Source organism: Hirschia sp., from assembly GCF_058892565.1.
This window is the reverse complement of sequence record NZ_JBZXVU010000008.1, coordinates 121434-137621: the sequence shown is the minus strand read 5'-3', so window position 1 is coordinate 137621 and position 16188 is coordinate 121434. Positions and strand designations below refer to the sequence as shown.

General features: G+C 45.5%; 15 protein-coding genes. 4 read left to right on the top strand and 11 right to left on the bottom strand.

Going from position 1 to position 16188, the window contains the following annotated elements:
* Positions 1–126 precede the first annotated feature (126 nt).
* The 7 genes from AC5EF3_RS03455 to AC5EF3_RS03425 form a co-directional block, all read right to left on the bottom strand.
* On the bottom strand, positions 127–861 hold the full coding sequence (locus AC5EF3_RS03455) for a hypothetical protein (RefSeq protein ID WP_493547031.1): 735 nt from the start codon (positions 859–861) through the stop codon (positions 127–129).
* Positions 862–868: 7 nt separating this feature from the next.
* Positions 869–1612 (bottom strand): hypothetical protein, encoded by a 744-nt coding sequence (locus AC5EF3_RS03450; protein WP_015826228.1) that lies wholly within the window; start codon positions 1610–1612, stop codon positions 869–871.
* An 86-nt stretch (positions 1613–1698) separates the two neighbouring features.
* The gene (metH, locus tag AC5EF3_RS03445; RefSeq protein WP_493547030.1) at positions 1699–4353 is read right to left on the bottom strand and encodes a methionine synthase; all 2655 of its coding nucleotides are present in this window, start codon (positions 4351–4353) and stop codon (positions 1699–1701) included.
* Positions 4354–4355: 2 nt separating this feature from the next.
* Positions 4356–4628: a hypothetical protein gene (locus tag AC5EF3_RS03440; RefSeq protein WP_493547029.1), complete on the bottom strand. Its 273-nt coding sequence runs from the start codon at positions 4626–4628 to the stop codon at positions 4356–4358.
* A 12-nt stretch (positions 4629–4640) separates the two neighbouring features.
* Positions 4641–5693 (bottom strand): homocysteine S-methyltransferase family protein, encoded by a 1053-nt coding sequence (locus AC5EF3_RS03435; protein WP_493547028.1) that lies wholly within the window; start codon positions 5691–5693, stop codon positions 4641–4643.
* A complete protein-coding gene (gene metF, locus AC5EF3_RS03430; RefSeq protein WP_015826224.1) occupies positions 5690–6562 on the bottom strand; it encodes a methylenetetrahydrofolate reductase [NAD(P)H] in 873 nt (290 codons plus the stop codon). The genes AC5EF3_RS03435 and metF overlap by 4 nt, the downstream gene beginning before the upstream one ends.
* Complete coding sequence (locus tag AC5EF3_RS03425) at positions 6559–7587, bottom strand: ArsR/SmtB family transcription factor (protein ID WP_493547027.1); 1029 nt, start codon at positions 7585–7587, stop codon at positions 6559–6561. The genes metF and AC5EF3_RS03425 overlap by 4 nt, the downstream gene beginning before the upstream one ends.
* A gap of 230 nt (positions 7588–7817) precedes the next feature.
* Between AC5EF3_RS03425 and AC5EF3_RS03420 the strand changes: the two genes are divergently transcribed.
* Entirely contained in the window at positions 7818–8558 is a 741-nt protein-coding gene (locus AC5EF3_RS03420) for an MlaA family lipoprotein (RefSeq protein ID WP_015826222.1), read from the top strand.
* A 36-nt stretch (positions 8559–8594) separates the two neighbouring features.
* On the top strand, positions 8595–9266 hold the full coding sequence (locus AC5EF3_RS03415; RefSeq protein WP_015826221.1) for an MlaC/ttg2D family ABC transporter substrate-binding protein: 672 nt from the start codon (positions 8595–8597) through the stop codon (positions 9264–9266).
* 91 nt (positions 9267–9357) lie between these two features.
* Here AC5EF3_RS03415 and AC5EF3_RS03410 read toward each other — a convergent pair whose 3' ends face one another.
* Together AC5EF3_RS03410 and AC5EF3_RS03405 are read right to left on the bottom strand one after the other, a co-directional pair.
* Positions 9358–10215 carry a response regulator gene (locus AC5EF3_RS03410; protein ID WP_015826220.1) on the bottom strand — a complete coding sequence of 286 codons (858 nt, stop codon included), beginning with the start codon at positions 10213–10215 and terminating at the stop codon, positions 9358–9360.
* A 184-nt stretch (positions 10216–10399) separates the two neighbouring features.
* Positions 10400–11002, bottom strand: a complete 603-nt coding sequence (locus AC5EF3_RS03405; protein ID WP_493547026.1) for a glutathione S-transferase family protein — start codon at positions 11000–11002, stop codon at positions 10400–10402.
* A 224-nt stretch (positions 11003–11226) separates the two neighbouring features.
* Here AC5EF3_RS03405 and AC5EF3_RS03400 point away from each other — a divergent pair, with 224 nt between their 5' ends.
* Both AC5EF3_RS03400 and AC5EF3_RS03395 read left to right on the top strand, forming a co-directional pair.
* Positions 11227–12981 (top strand): cation:proton antiporter domain-containing protein, encoded by a 1755-nt coding sequence (locus AC5EF3_RS03400; RefSeq protein WP_015826218.1) that lies wholly within the window; start codon positions 11227–11229, stop codon positions 12979–12981.
* Positions 12978–13472, top strand: a complete 495-nt coding sequence (locus tag AC5EF3_RS03395; RefSeq protein WP_493547025.1) for a DUF6841 family protein — start codon at positions 12978–12980, stop codon at positions 13470–13472. The genes AC5EF3_RS03400 and AC5EF3_RS03395 overlap by 4 nt, the downstream gene beginning before the upstream one ends.
* A gap of 22 nt (positions 13473–13494) precedes the next feature.
* Here AC5EF3_RS03395 and AC5EF3_RS03390 read toward each other — a convergent pair whose 3' ends face one another.
* Positions 13495–14373 carry an aldose 1-epimerase family protein gene (locus AC5EF3_RS03390; RefSeq protein ID WP_493547024.1) on the bottom strand — a complete coding sequence of 293 codons (879 nt, stop codon included), beginning with the start codon at positions 14371–14373 and terminating at the stop codon, positions 13495–13497.
* 74 nt (positions 14374–14447) lie between these two features.
* Positions 14448–16112, bottom strand: coding sequence for an energy-dependent translational throttle protein EttA (gene ettA, locus AC5EF3_RS03385; protein ID WP_493547023.1), 1665 nt, complete (start codon positions 16110–16112; stop codon positions 14448–14450).
* Positions 16113–16188 lie beyond the last annotated feature (76 nt).

Sequence of the window (16188 nt, the reverse complement as noted above, 5' to 3'; positions counted from 1 at the left end):
TCTTTACATAATAAAGAGAGGATAAACGGAGTTTGGGTATAAAGGCTAGCATTCAATCTATTTTTGCCGACCAGTAGAATTTATCGCTTCACAAAATGCCATGCAACAACACGTAATGATATACATTTATTCAATTCGCACTTTCAGGCCATAACGTTCTTGAACAACTGGTTTTCCATCTACAATTTTAGGTGCAAACAACATTTTCGGAATATGTTTGATCAGAGAAGCCTGCACTTCATTCTGATCGCATTTCGCCTCCACTGAGATCGGTTGACCATATTCACTAATAGCAAAATTCACTTCACATAGTGTCGTTGGAACTTTTCCAGCATAATTTCTATTGTCAATAAAATCCTTATACACGTAGTGTAATGTTCGGTCCCGTATAGCAAAAGCATCTCTGTCAGCTACTTCAATATCAGTATCATGCGCGGCTTTATTTTCATCGACCCATTGGATTAATCGATCAAAAAAATTAACATCTTCTCCCTTTTTCTTGAGATGCTTACGCATCACAGGAAGAAACCCCTGAGCGCTAGAAAAATCCCTCAAGGCAACTGCTGATTTATAACCGATATCAGCAATTTCATAACGTTGCTGACAACCTAATTTGTTATCCATCAACTCACTCGCCAACGCATTGGCGCCTTTAAAGTCTTTGCTAGAATGCGCCTCCTTAAGCGCATTTTCAGAATCCTCGATATCTTTATTGGAACTAAAATTCATACATTTAGATTTCGACCAATCCTTCGTCACTGCCTGATTATTTGCATCAGCAACAGCCTCAGACTCTATTCCCATTACCAATATGGCAGCACTCATTCCAATACAAAATAGTAACTTCATATCTCCCCCCACAGAACACTTATTGGTTCATAACCAACTCAAACGGATACATCACTTCTTTTGTTTTAACGGCAACGCCACCCTCATAGCGCGGCGAGAAACGCACGCTGGCTAATGCTTCAACCATAGCTTCTTCAAACTTATCGAAACTACATTTCGCGACTAAGTTCTCCGGCTTCCCTTCCTCCGTCAAATCAAGAAAAACATAGCACATTGCATTTCCAGAGTAAGAACTTGCCGTTCTTTTGAGTTTCCAAACGGAAGGCTTCTTTATTTCGTACTCATCTCGATCAAGTGCGCCAATCAAAGCATCCGCCTTAGCTTGAGCATCTCTCTCGACATATGATTTATACTGCCATTCACCTGCGAGTAATTTTGTTTTGAATTTTGAGATGCTCTCAATTTGATAAGGTTTTAACCCTTTAAGGTTCAAGGACTTATCTAAAATTTCAACAGCCGTATCTATCTTCCCCTCGCTTGCGAAAATGACAGATTTATATCTTTGTAAAGTCAACCATTCCCAACAAGTTGCTCCAAAGCCTTCCAAAGGTGCGGTTGCATCATAAGCACCTTGCCAGTCTTTGGCCTCCAGCTTTTCATGAATTTTTCCAAGTTGATAAATAATTTCCCAACGCGCCAAATCAGGACTACAAGTTTCCTCAAAGGCCATCTTGGTTACATCTGGCTTCTGAGACTTAGCTGCGTATGCAACATTTCCCGAAAAGCAAACAATGCTAAAAAACAAAGTTATTACAAATTTCATTTTATGCCCTCCAACCAATCTCAGCCGAGCATTACACACGCAGAAATGGCATTCAAGCTGGAAGGCAGTTTTTTTAATCCATGCGTTTAAAGCGCATTTGCATCATAGTTGAGGATAGGGCCCAGCCAACGCTCGGCTTTGGAAAGGTCCCAACCTTTACGCTCGGCGTAACTTTCAACCTGATCTTTCTCGATGCGGCCAACTGCAAAATAAGCACTTTCGGGATGCGCAAAATAAAGACCAGACACAGACGCAGGCGGGTTCATTGCGTAAGATGTCGTCAACTCAACACCTGCTCGCTCTGTTGCCTCCAGCAAATTAAAGAGCGTCTCTTTTTCAGTATGATCAGGCTGAGAAGGATAACCAGGCGCTGGACGAATACCGTCATATGCTTCTTTAACCAACGCTTCATTGTCGAAGGCTTCATCGGGTGCATATCCCCAAATAGATTTACGCACACGCTCATGCAGCATTTCGGCGAAAGCTTCGGCAAAACGGTCTGCTAGAGCTTTGACCATTATGGATGAGTAATCATCACCGGCATCGACAAATTCTTTGGCTTTTTCAAGTTCGCCATGACCGGCAGTCACAACAAAGCCACCCATCCAATCAGCGCCCTCTCCCTGAGGTGCGATAAAGTCAGAAAGTGCCGTTTGGCCGCGATCATTATCTTTGATCATTTGCTGACGGATAGAGAAGAAACGCGCGGCTTCTTCGTCACGCTCTTCTGAATTCCAGACGATAATGTCATCACCATCAGCATTGGCAGGCCAAAGCCCGACAACGCCTTTACACGTGAGCCATTGTTCTCCGATCAAACGCTGAAGCATTGCCTGCGCATCTGCCCAGAGTGTGCGGGCTGCTTCGCCGCGTTTTTCATCTTCCAAAATTGCAGGATAAGAGCCTTTCAAATCCCAACTCATGAAAAATGGTGTCCAATCAATATAACGCGCCAATTCGGCAAGATCGACATCATCAATTGTTGTCAAACCCGGCTGAAGCGGTTTAGGCGGCTTATAGCTAGACCAATCAATCTTTGTGTTATCCTTGCGTGCATCTTCGATCGGCATACGCGGTTTAGCTTTGCCACCAGAACGGCGCTCGCGAATGCTTGCGTATTTTGCTTTTGCTTCTTCCCAATAAGCTGGACGATCATCATCGGACAAAAGCTGGCCCACAACCGGCACGGCGCGGCTGGCGTCAAGCACGTGAATAACTGGCGCACGATTAAATACTGGCTCAATCTTCACAGCCGTGTGCGCTGGACTTGTCGTTGCCCCACCAATCATGAGCGGTAAACTCATCTCGCGGCGCTGCATCTCCGCAGCCACAAATACCATCTCATCAAGTGACGGCGTGATCAGTCCCGAAAGCCCAATAATATCAACTTTCTGCTTGATAGCTTCCTCAAGAATTTTCTCGGCTGGCACCATCACGCCAAGGTCAATAATCTCATACCCATTACAGGCAAGCACGACACCCACAATATTCTTACCAATATCGTGAACATCACCCTTAACGGTCGCCATCAAGACCTTACCGTTGGACTCATCTTGTGTGCCAAGCTCTTCTTTTTCTTTTTCCATAAAAGGAAGCAAGTGCGCGACGGCTGCTTTCATCACGCGAGCAGATTTCACAACCTGCGGCAAGAACATTTTACCAGCACCAAACAGGTCACCCACAACATTCATCCCGTCCATTAATGGACCTTCAATGACATGGAGCGGACGATCAAAACCCAATCGGGCTTCTTCAGTATCTTCAACAATAAATTCAGTGATACCGCGTACCAATGCGTGCTCGATACGTTTTTCAACAGACTGCTCGCGCCAAGACATATCTTTGACGACTTCCGCACCTTTTTGTCCGCGATACTTTTCAGCAAGATCAACAAGACGTTCCGTACTATCAGCACGGCGGTTTAATATAACATCTTCAACAGCCACGCGAAGATCAGCATCTATATTATCATAAATATCAAGCTGGCCTGCATTTACGATCCCCATATCCATGCCTGCTGGAATGGCGTGATATAAGAAAACAGAGTGCATTGCGCGGCGCACTGGTTCATTTCCACGGAAGGAGAATGATACATTCGAGAGACCACCCGAGATGTGACAACCCGGACACTCTTTACGAATCCGACGCGTTGCTTCAATAAAATCAACAGCGTAATTATTGTGCTCTTCAATACCTGTTGCGACCGCAAAAATATTAGGGTCGAATATGATATCGTTTGGATCAAACCCAACTTTTTCGGTCAGAACTTTATAAGCGCGCACACAAATCTCGACCTTACGGTCTTCTGTATCAGCCTGCCCCACTTCATCAAAAGCCATGACAACAGCAGCAGCACCATAGGACTGCACTTTGCGCGCCTGCTCGATGAATTGAGCCTCACCCTCTTTCAAGGAAATCGAGTTTACAACCGCTTTGCCCTGCACACATTGAAGGCCCGCTTCGATCACATGCCATTTAGACGAGTCTATCATGATAGGAACGCGCGCAATATCAGGCTCAGCGGCGATCAGATTAAGAAATGTCACCATAGCCTTTTGGCCATCAAGCATTCCTTCGTCCATGTTGATGTCGATGATCTGCGCACCGTTTTCAACTTGCTGGCGCGCAACATCTACTGCCGTCGCATAATCATCATCTAAGATGAGCTTTTTAAAACGGGCAGAACCAGTCACATTGGTACGCTCACCAATATTGACGAAAGTGGCTGTAGTATCGGTCATATTTATTTCTTCTCAATTTCGTCATCGGGCTTATCAGAAGAAAGCTTATCTTCCGGCCCATAATTACCTAGCGCTTGAACAAATGACACCAGCGCCATGACTGCCGCAAAACCAGCGATGATCACTTTCATCGTGTATGAAATATCAAATTTCTCGGCACTCGTATAAACTGCAATGGCTGCAACAAACCAAGCGAGCGCAACCATCATTCGAAAAACGAAACGACCGATTTTAGCTTCACCAGATTGTAAATTGTCCGATTGTTGATCAGTCATTTCAAATGCTCTCTAGGCCAAAACAAACGGCTCAAGTCCAGACAAACGCATAGCCGGATCAATACTTGGTATTTTTCGCGGCGCGCTCGATTTTACGGCTTTTGCAATTGCTTCAATGTGTGCAGGCGTTGTCCCGCAACATCCGCCAAGAACATTGACGATACCATCTTGCGCCCAAGCTTTTAGGTGTACAGCTTGCTCGTCCGGTGTCACATCATACTCCCCAAATTCATTGGGTAAACCAGCATTTGGATAAGCCAACACGCGTGTATCAGCGACCCTAGAAAGCGCGACCACATACTGACGCATGAGATCAGCACCCAAGGCACAATTCAATCCAATCGCCCACGGTTTTGCATGACGCACAGAATACCAGAATGCTTCCGTTGTCTGTCCCGATAATGTTCGTCCTGAGGCATCTGTGATCGTCCCTGACAACACAATCGGACGACTCTCACCAGACTCAAATTCCCAATCTTTCACCGCTTTGATAGCAGCTTTTGCATTGAGGGTATCAAACACCGTTTCAATCAAAAACACATCTGAAAACTCAGCCATTGCGGCGATCTGTTCCTGATACGCTTTAGCAACATGTTCAAACGTGACTTCACGAAATCCTGGGTCATTCACATCAGGAGAAAGTGACAATGTTTTGTTCGTCGGCCCAATCGCCGACCAGACAGCTTTGGGCGCATCTTCAGTTTCAAATTCATCTGCAACTTCACGCGCAATTTTCGCACCTTCACGCGCAATTTCTGCAGCAAGGGATTCCAATGCGTAATCAGCTTGCGCAATTGTGGTAGCTGAAAATGTGTTGGTTTCCGCTATATCCGCACCCGCATTAAAATAACGGCGATGCACTTCTTTCACCACGTCAGGTTTTGTTAAATTCAGTAAATCATTATTTCCTTTGAGGAAACGATCGACATCCTTAAACTGCTCACCACGAAAATCTTCTTCAGTCAGCTTAAATGTCTGAAGCTCTGTTCCCATTGCTCCATCGAGAATAAGCACACGCTCATTCGCGATTTTGGTGATTTTTTCTAATCTTTGTTCGCGATTCATGCGCTTATGCCCTTGCTTGGCTTCACACCTAATAGACGACATGTCGCCAAAGACAGTCCCGCCCTATTCATGGTGTAAAAATGGAAATCTTTAACGCCTTCATCAACCAACTTATTGCAAAGTTCGGCCGTTAAGTGAGCGGTCACCAAATCTCTTGTTTCAAGATCATCGTCTAACCCTTCATATAGTTCGGCATATTTGGGCGGCAAATAGGCACCGCACATTTCAGCCATACGCGCCAAACCCTTAAAGTTGGATTGCAACATAATGCCCGGCACAATTGGCTTATCCATACCAGCAGCTTCTGCTTTATCCCGAAAACGCAAAAATGTTTCTGGTTCGAAGAAAAATTGCGTGATCGCACGGTCAGCGCCCGCATCAAACTTGCGTTTAAGATTGGTCAGCTCGTCCTGCAAACTGCGCGCTTCAGGGTGAGACTCAGGATAGCAACCGACGGAAATATCAAAATCTGCAATTTCTCTAGCGCCTTGAATGAGATCAGATGCATAAGCATAACCATCTTCATGAGGGGTATATTTGGCACCAATGCCTTCAGCAGGATCTCCTCGCAATGCGACGATACTCGTAACACCGCGCTCCCAATAGCTTTGCAGAACTTCATTCACTTCAGCCTTGCTGGCTGCCACACAAGTAATATGGCCTGCTGCTTTGATGGAGTGAGACGTGTCAGCAGCGATTTTGCCAACGACATCTAGTGTTCGCTCACGCGTAGAACCACCAGCGCCATATGTCACCGATACAAATTTAGGCTGTAAGGGCGAAAGCCGGTGAACAGAATCCCATAACCGGTTTTCAACCGCATCTGATTTTGGCGGAAAAAATTCAAAAGATATATTGAGATTGCTCACGCGTTTAATTCCTTAGAGTCCAAATGTTCAGTAGGCATAATTGGAACGATTGGTGATGTTGATTTATTTGCAGTCCAAATATTAACCGCAATTCCTGCTTGTTCTTGTTTCAATGTCGTAGTCGGAGGATCAAATCGTCGCGTAGGACCAACAATCAATCCGGCCCCTTCGCACCAATCTGCGAAATAATCGTCAGAGAAACCCAAATGACGATGAGCCTGATCTCGTCGCAAATACTCCAAATCATGTGGTGCAAAATCGACGACTAACAACAATCCATTCGGCATTAGTAATCGACTTGCTTCTTGAATCGCCCTTTCTGGCTCATCAAGAAAATGCAGAACTTGGTGAATAATGACGAGGTCCGCACTATTATTATTAAACGCGGTTTGCGTTGCATCTCCATGCCGGACATCGACATGAGAAAATTTCTCATCTGATAAATTTGAGCGCGCTATGGTCAACATTTGATGAGACAAATCTATACCATCAGCAGACTTCGCAAATGGCGCAATCAATGACAGCATACGTCCCGTACCTGTGCCCATATCAATGATGTGCTCAAATGGTCCTTGGCCAATCTCGTCTAATACGGCTGCTTCAATATCCGCTTCAGGATAATGCAATGCGCGAATAGCGTCCCATTCTTTGGCAGAACGTTCAAAGAATTCACCGGCCTCTTTTTGACGAGCCGCACGAATTTCTTCAAGACGCACAAAATCTCTTTGTAGTCCATCACCTTCTAGATCAACAAGCTTCAATATGGAATCAACGAGATCTCGCCCTACACCTTTGCGAGGCAATTTATAAAATACCCAAGCTCCTTCCGGCATACGCTCGACAAGACCGGCGGAAGTCAAAAATTTCATGTGGCGCGACAAACGGGGCTGGCTCTGCCCGAGAACTTGTGCAAGTTCTCCAACCGACAATTCCCCACGGCTAAGCAGTGCCAACACGCGCGCGCGTGTGGTTTCACCTGCAGCCCTAAGGCAATCCACCATATTATCTATGTATATTTTATCCATATGATCATATAAACATATCTTTATATGATCATTCAAGCGATATTATTGGTTTTTACAAAAACAAAATTGTATCGCGCTTGCGTTTTAACCCACCAACAACTATTTTAGAATAATCGTTCTATTTATTGTGACCTTTATGAAACAACGTGAGAAGAGATGCAGTTAAGACTATTGAATTTCGATATCAATAGACTCATATGCGAGCCTAGATGTGAGGGGAATTTCGCGAAATGAATAAATATGTATGCGTTTCAGCCTTAGCGTTCATTGGAATAACAGGCTGTGCATCTGCGGATGGCAATTTATCATCAGACGCAAATGACCCATTCGAGGGCTTTAACCGTAAAATGTTTGAAGTCAACAATACGTTAGACAAAGCTATTCTGGAACCGGCCGCCAAGGGATATCGGGCAATCACAACAGAAGATATTCGCGAAGGTGTCTCAAACGCACTGTCTAATCTACGAGAACCTGTCACATTCGCCAATGAAATTCTACAAGGCGACCTCGTCGCAGCCGGCGAAACAGCGGGGCGTTTTGCCATGAACTCCACATTGGGCGTCGCAGGCTTTGTAGATGTCACAGGAAGCTTTGGCGTCAAACGTACAAAAGAAGATTTTGGTCAAACTTTGGGTAAATGGGGCGTTTCAGGCGGCCCCTACCTTGTATTGCCGGTCTTAGGGTCTACCAACCCTAGGGATTTGTTTGGAAAAGGCGTTGATAGCGCATTGCAACCTCTCAATTATGCACAATTTGAGGGTGATTCAGAATTTAGAATAGCCAAGTCGGTCATTGGTACAGTGTCAGCACGAGAAGCTTTCATAGAAACTATTGATGAGCTGAAAGAACAACAAGCCGATCCATATACTGCTGTAAGGCGAATTTATGACCAAACTAGGGATGCTGCGATAAGAAATGGGCAAGAAAACCCCAATGCATACGAAGATTTGCCTAGTTATGATGAATATTAAAGATACACACAATTGAAGGCCTCCGGGAGGGCTGCAATGCATATACTAAAAAAGATCACTACGATCGCACTCGCCACGACTATGTTCGTTGGTGCAGCGTGGGCTGACGCAAACTCCGAAGCCTTTGTTGAAGAAAATGCGAACGCTGTTCTTCACACACTCAACCAACCAGAATTGACTGAGGCCGATCGCACAGCTCAATTCAACCTCTATATGAATACATTTGCGGACATGGACAAAGTCGCCCGTTTTGCTGTTGGCCGCTATGGGCGACAGTTTTCGGATGCTGAATTCAAGGCCTATTCTGATGCCTTCATTACATATGCACTCGCTGTATACGAAGTTCAGCTCGACCGTTTCCGTGGTGAAGAAATTGAAGTAGTAGGCTCTGTCGATCTTCGTCCAGGTGATTCAGTTGTTAAAACACGTATATTGGCAACAAATGACAATAAGAAATTCAATGTCGAATGGCGTGTACTGAAAGATAAAGATTCAGCGAACTATCAAGTCCTAGACGTTGCTCTCAATATCGAAGGCAGCCAAATCTGGCTTGCCCAAGAACAAAGAGCGCAATTTGTGTCTTTGCTGGATAGATCCAACGGAAACGCGGAAGTCCTCATCGAGCGTATCAATTCGATGACCGAAAAACTGAAAAATGAAAAAGAATTGGCTAAGAACCAGCTAAAGCTGACGGGTGATGAAAGCTAACAAAAGCCAGTCATAGCTCTTACCAGCTATAGATCTATCTCGATCTAAAACATTAGCCTTCGCAATTTTTATTTGCGGAGGCTAATTTATATTAGATATCTAAATACACCTTGTTACGGTTGTCTACTTTCGGCTGTAAGCCACCTGGAAGCGGTGTAACTTTCTCACCATAAATCTCTTTTTGAGCTTCCAATGCATGGCGCACTGCAGCTAGCATTTCTTCAGCACCATACGGCTTGTACAGCAATGCATTTGCACCATGACTCTTAGCTGTTTTCAACTCGCGTCCGGCAATATCAGACCCCTCTGTACCGCCTGTCATGGCAACTATCGCAACATGGGGCCACACATCTCGGACAAGCTTGATAACTTCATGTCCATTAGTGCCCGGCATAAAGAGATCCGTAATGACCACATCTACGTGATCGTAACTTAATCGACCTATTGCATCTTGAGCGTTATCAAAAACAGTCACACGATAATCATTGGGACGTAAAACGCCTGCCGCGACTTTCCCGCATGTTTTACTATCATCAATCACGACAGCGTGAAGCCGCACCCCTCCGCCGGCCAAAATTGATGCGACATCGGAAACAGCTGAACGCGCTTCTTCAAGGCCAAACGGCTTGCGCAGAACAAGCTTAACGCCTCTTTCACGTGCCTCAACCAAACCACTATAATTATCTGTTGAATCCGCTGTCATCACACCCACAACAGCTTTGGGCCAACGCTTCTTCACATCACCAATTAATTCAAGGCCAGATATACCGCCATAATTAATATCAATCAGAACAAGATCAAATTTAGCGTCGAATAATTCCGGCTTCCCTTTGTACTCACGCACAGATAGAGCGACCATACATTCACAGCCGGCCTGCTTCAGAATAGAAGACATAATTTTAGCTTGTGTAGCACTATCTTCTAACAATAAGCACTTGAATACTTGCATAGCTTAGCCCCGAGACGTTTGCTAATTCCACCCTCTTTGGAGGAATACTATTCCAATTGCCCTAATATACCCCTAACCAATTCTCAAAATACGCTTCCAGCCGGCACTAATATTTATAATTAAGAAAAAATGAAGATTAGACAACGTTGTAAACAGTAGTCACCAAGCAAGTATTCTATAAATACTATCTATTAGGCATAGTCGACTTAAAGCTAGGTCGCGTACTTCGTTCATCAAACCATGCCGACAATTTAGGTCTCATCTCACGCCACCGCAATTTGGGTAAACGCAATTCAATATATCCAATAGCAGACATAAATGAAATTTGTCCCAGATCAAAAGCTTCACCCAAAGCTGAAATCTGATTTTCCATTGCATTCAATGCACGATGAATAGTGTCGATATTTCTATTGACCAACACCTTAGGCAAAGCCTCTCCAGAATGCTTTTCAAATGCAACCATCGCCACAACAGCATCCATCAAGCCATCTGCTAACGCCTGGTTTCTCAAAACCACAAAACGCGCATTTTTAATCTGCGGAATTAGCTCAACCACGCCGCTCAGCGTATCAATGAATTCACAAATGACAGGACTGTCAAAAACCACCTCTCCCTCGACGGTAATCAGTGCCGGCACCTTTCCTAGAGGATTAATAGCTCTCACAATCTCCGCATCTTGCTGAGTATCGACTTCTTGAAACGTAAAATCACCTTCCAGCTGTTTTTCTAGGATCGCAATGTGGACTTTGCGGGCATAAGGAGACGTCTTTGAATAAATAAGTTTCATAATCCTATTCAGTTATCTTTCTCAAAACAGACTTGCTTCTCACTCAAGCATCACTCTGAGGGAGTGTGCTTCATATTTCGAACTTTGTGTAGAAAGGTTAACCAAAAATCTGTTTTTATTCATATGTTGTAGAGAAAAAACAGCATAATTATGTACTTATATGGACAAGTCATTCACGAACATCTCATAGTTAACATTGTCAATGCCATAGGAGCTGCTTCCACATGCAACATGCCGGTCAGGAAATCTTGATTAAAGATGCGATCGTTTTCCTTTTCGCTGCTGGTCTTGTTATTCCTGCATTACGCTATTGTCGCATCCCCTCAGTTCTAGGTTTCATTCTAGCCGGAATTGCACTTGGGCCAATCGGGCTTGGTTCCCTCACACACCAATGGCCCTTTCTCAGCTATTTAACGATGAGCGACCCCGCAGCGGCAGCACCCTTTGCCGAATTGGGCGTCCTGTTCTTGCTGTTCCTACTCGGACTTGAACTTTCATTTAAAAAGCTCTGGGAAATGAGACGACTTGTCTTTGGGGCCGGTGGCTTGCAGGCAAGTATCAGCGCTGTCCTGATAGGCATTGTCGCCTATATGATCGGCCTGACAGCGCCTGCCGCCGCGCTTATCGGTCTTGCACTTGCATTATCATCTACTGCAATCGTGATGCAGCTTTTGATAGATGATCACCGCGCAACATCTCCAGCCGGCAGAACAGGACTCAGCGTCTTATTATTCCAAGACATTTTGGTTGCACCCATTCTTATTCTTGCAGGCTTTTTATCAAGAGATGCAACACCGGCTCTTTCAGGAGCCATTCTTCAGGCCGCCTTTAACGGATTTGCCGCTTTGGTCGCCATTCTATTCATAGGGCACTTTCTGCTTCGCCCTCTTTTCCGACTTGCAGCAACAACAGGTGGCCGTGACTTTATGATCGCGACAACCTTGTTAACCGTGGTCGGAGCTGCCGTTATTACCGCAAGCGCTGGTTTATCTTTGGCGTTAGGCGCTTTTCTCGCAGGCTTAATGCTTGGTGAGACCGAATTTAAACACCAAACTGAAGTCGATCTAGAACCATTTAAAAGCCTTCTACTTGGCCTATTCTTTATGACTGTCGGTATGGGCCTAGACCTTCCAACAATGTTTAAATATTGGCCTATTGTCATTCTAGGGTTGATCTTGCTTCTTGTTATCAAGCTGGCCGTTGCTATCATTGCCTGTCGAATATTTACTGGCAAAATGTCGACTGCATTGGAGGCTGCTTTCCTTCTAGCACCAGCGGGCGAATTTGCATTTGTGGTGCTGGCCGCAGGCAGCGAAGGCGGTGTCGTCACCCCCAAGGAAGCCGCATTAATTACTGCTATTGCCGGCCTATCCATGATGATCACACCCCTTATGTCTAAAATTGGCCAGATATTAGCAAAACGCTTTGATGTTGAAGGCGAAGAATCCGCAGAAGGCATAAACAATTACTCAGACCTTGAAGGTCATGTCATTATTGCCGGATTTGGCCGCGTAGGTCAGACAGTTGCGCGCATTCTGGAAGCAGAACAAACAAGCTTTGTTGCATTGGAAAGCCGACCTAAACGCGTCAACATCATGCGCAAAGAAGGTTGGCGAGTTTATCTTGGAGACGCGGCCCGCAAAGAAATTCTGGAAAAAGCCGGTATTCAAGGCGCTGCAATGGCTGTGCTCACCCTTGATGATGCAGGTTCAGTGGAAGCCATTGTCAGAACAATGCGCACCATTCGTCCACAAATGCCCATTATCGTTCGCGCAAATGACGCCATACATGCACGTGAATTATACGCGGCAGGCGCTGATTTCGTCGTACCCGAGACAATCGAAGCCGGCCTTCAAATGGCATCACGCACGCTGCAAGAATTTGGATATGACAGCGAAACAAGTCGCGGTATCATCGCGCATGAACGCGACAGGGAATACAAACTCGCAACACAAGATGCAAAGGCAAATTCTTCATGACAACGGGCAACCTCCCTACAGAATCCTCAATATCCAATGAGGTGAAAGACGAGATCCAGACCTATTTTAATGATTATGCGGATGCATTCGCCAGCTATGACTTCAAAGCCATTCGAAATATGTGGTCGCTGCCATGCCTTGTGACATCCAACAAAAGAAACCTAGCTTTCTCTGACCCCACGGAATTTTTGGAAAGCCTCACAAAGCTCGGTACGTTCGGCAAATCCGTCGGCATGACAAAAATGCAGAAAATCGTCGCCGAAAATTGCGAAATCGCCCCCGAAACTGTCAGCGCAATAACCAAGGATACGATATTCAACGAAGATGGTGAAGTAATCGTCAGCTGGGAACAGACATACATTCTCCAGCGCATTGATAATCAATGGAAAGCAATCGCAACCATCTCAACAGGCGAAGTCACAAGCTGGGCAGCAATGGGAAGCAAGCTCGCTGTAAAGGCAGCCAGCTCCGACAATATCTATATAGACTAGCTTTGACTAACGCGTGTGATTATCAGTTTTCAGAAATGAGTACACTGTATTGAAAGCTCTGGCTTTGTCCTGCCGGTAATACAAATGTTGACGGACGATCCATTATATCAGTCCCTTTGCCATCCACACCCGCCATACCATGCCACGGCTCAATGCAAATATAAGGCGCACCCGGCTTTTGCCACAGCGCGAGATTTGGTAAATTCTCAAATTCAAAATGCAGTTTAGCACCCGCTTGCGTGCCATAGCTTAACTTCGAACCTGCCCCAGCCGGAAACACCATCGCATCATCTTCATATTGAGAATGATCAAGCTGCACTTTCCCGTCTTTAAAGGGCGATGGCAAAAGCGCTTCAGCAAACAAAGATGTTTCGTTGAGACGCATCATTTGAGGCTCTGCGCCATTTTCCAGCGTGATAAAATGCGGTTCATCCGCACTCGCCCCCGGCAGTGGCCAGTTAAATGCAGGATGGAAACCCACACCAAAAGGCATGTCTTGATCATCTTGATTGATAACCTCAAGCGCGTTTGTCAGCTTCGCCCCATCCAGAATATAAGCTGCCCGCAAAGTAAACTTGAACGGATAAACGCTTAGCGTGGCATCAGTCCATTCAAGCTCAAACACACAGCTTGTCTCTGTTTTCTCAACCAGCTTAAACTCGCTTTTGCGGGTAAAACCATGGCGTTGAAGCGTATAATCATTGCCATTGATAGACACTGTGTCATTGAGGGATCCACCAACTATTGGAAACAATAATGGCGCGCGCCCACTCCACCATGCTTCATCACCATTCCACAGCCATTGCCGTCCATCTTTGGAATTGATGGATTGAATTTCGGCTCCAAAAGTCGAGATTTCAACAATAAGCGCTTCGTTTTCAATTTTGATGCGTTCTGACATGATTTAAGCTTGAACTGGTTTCTGATTATACGAACATAAGGCAATAAAAAGGCCTCCAATGGAGGCCTTTAATTCTAATCGCGAGAGAATTTTTGGAAAGTAGGACGCTTTGGAGTAGCCCCTTCTTCACCCAAACGTTTCTTCTTGTCTTCAAGGTAGGAAGAGAAATCACCCTCAAACCATTCCACATGGCTATTGCCTTCAAACGCAAGAATGTGGGTACACATACGGTCAAGGAACCAGCGATCGTGCGAGATGATAACAGCACAGCCGGGGAAGTCATCCAAACCAGCCTCAAGCGCTTGTAGTGTTTCCACATCAAGGTCGTTTGTCGGCTCATCGAGGAGAAGCAGGTTTCCACCTTCTTTAAGCATTTTGGCAAGGTGCACACGGTTACGCTCACCACCTGACAGCTTACCCACGATTTTAGACTGGTCAGTCTTGCGGAAGTTGAATGCAGACACATAAGCACGTGAGGACATTTCCACACCGCCAATGTCGATATAATCCAACCCGTCAGAAATTTCCTGCCAGACATTATTATCGTCATTCAAACTGTCACGAGATTGGTCGATATAACCCATCTGCACAGTATCACCGACCTTGAATGTCCCCTCATCTGGAACTTCTTTACCTGTGATCATTTTAAACAATGTAGTTTTACCCGCACCGTTTGGACCGATCACACCCACAATACCACCAGGCGGCAAACGGAAGCTTAGATCTTTGATCAATAAGCGGTCGCCATAGCCTTTGTGCAAGCCTTCAGCTTCCACAACCACATTCCCAAGACGCTCGCCGGGCGGAATGCGGATTTGCGCTGTTGTGACTTTTTCTTTTTCAGCCGCTTGTGCTTTTTCATTATATGCAGACATACGCGCTTTTGATTTCGCCTGACGCGCTTTAGGCGATGAACGTACCCATTCAAGTTCTTTGTTCAGTGTGCGTTTACGGCCTGCTTCTTCGCGCGCTTCTTGCTCCATACGTTTGGCTTTTTGCTCAATCCACGCAGAGTAATTGCCTTCATATGGAATACCCTGACCACGATCTAGCTCCAGCATCCATGTGGTGATTTGGTCAAGGAAGTAACGGTCGTGCGTCACGAGGATCACACAGCCCGGGAAATTCATCAGATAGTTTTGCAGCCAATCCACAGTTGTCGCGTCAAGGTGGTTGGTCGGTTCATCCATCAATAGCATGTCAGGCTTAGACAATAGAAGCTGACAAATCGCGACACGGCGTTTTTCACCCCCAGATAAAGGCGCAACCAATGCATCGCGAGGCGGACAACAAAGCGCATTCATCGCCATCTCGATCTTGGAATCGATATCCCAAGCATCCATTTGGTCCACTTTTTCTTGCAGAGCCGTCATTTCTTCCATCAATTCGTCTGAGTATTCCTCAGCCATTTTCATGGAGATTTCGTTGAACTTGTCGAAAGCTTCTTTTTCAGGACAGCCAACAATCACGTTTTCCCAAACAGTGTCACCATGACTAAGCTGTGGCTCCTGTGGAAGGTAGCCGATTTTCGCGCCATCAGCCGCGCGTGCTTCCCCGCCATATTCTTTATCCACACCCGCCATAATGCGCATAAGTGTCGATTTACCCGCACCGTTAGAACCCACAACACCAATTTTCGCATCTGGCAAAAATGATAGGTGAATGTTTTCAAATACTTTTTTGCCACCCGGATAAGTCTTGGACAAACCTTGAAGCTGGTAAACGTATTTAATAGCCATGTGCGCTGATAACTCTTCTAAATGGGGATGAATTGAGATCAGAGTTAATGCCGGAAATGAGCACGGAAAGCAAGTG

Coding starts and splice junctions, on each gene's coding strand:
- metH (WP_493547030.1), bottom strand. CDS start 4,353: ATGACCGATACTACAGCCACTTTCGTCAATATTGGTGAGCGTACCAAT.
- AC5EF3_RS03425 (WP_493547027.1), bottom strand. CDS start 7,587: ATGGATAAAATATACATAGATAATATGGTGGATTGCCTTAGGGCTGCA.
- AC5EF3_RS03390 (WP_493547024.1), bottom strand. CDS start 14,373: ATGTCAGAACGCATCAAAATTGAAAACGAAGCGCTTATTGTTGAAATC.
- AC5EF3_RS03410 (WP_015826220.1), bottom strand. CDS start 10,215: ATGCAAGTATTCAAGTGCTTATTGTTAGAAGATAGTGCTACACAAGCT.
- AC5EF3_RS03450 (WP_015826228.1), bottom strand. CDS start 1,612: ATGAAATTTGTAATAACTTTGTTTTTTAGCATTGTTTGCTTTTCGGGA.
- ettA (WP_493547023.1), bottom strand. CDS start 16,112: ATGGCTATTAAATACGTTTACCAGCTTCAAGGTTTGTCCAAGACTTAT.
- AC5EF3_RS03400 (WP_015826218.1), top strand. CDS start 11,227: ATGCAACATGCCGGTCAGGAAATCTTGATTAAAGATGCGATCGTTTTC.
- AC5EF3_RS03405 (WP_493547026.1), bottom strand. CDS start 11,002: ATGAAACTTATTTATTCAAAGACGTCTCCTTATGCCCGCAAAGTCCAC.
- AC5EF3_RS03415 (WP_015826221.1), top strand. CDS start 8,595: ATGCATATACTAAAAAAGATCACTACGATCGCACTCGCCACGACTATG.
- AC5EF3_RS03435 (WP_493547028.1), bottom strand. CDS start 5,693: ATGAATCGCGAACAAAGATTAGAAAAAATCACCAAAATCGCGAATGAG.
- AC5EF3_RS03420 (WP_015826222.1), top strand. CDS start 7,818: ATGAATAAATATGTATGCGTTTCAGCCTTAGCGTTCATTGGAATAACA.
- AC5EF3_RS03440 (WP_493547029.1), bottom strand. CDS start 4,628: ATGACTGATCAACAATCGGACAATTTACAATCTGGTGAAGCTAAAATC.
- AC5EF3_RS03395 (WP_493547025.1), top strand. CDS start 12,978: ATGACAACGGGCAACCTCCCTACAGAATCCTCAATATCCAATGAGGTG.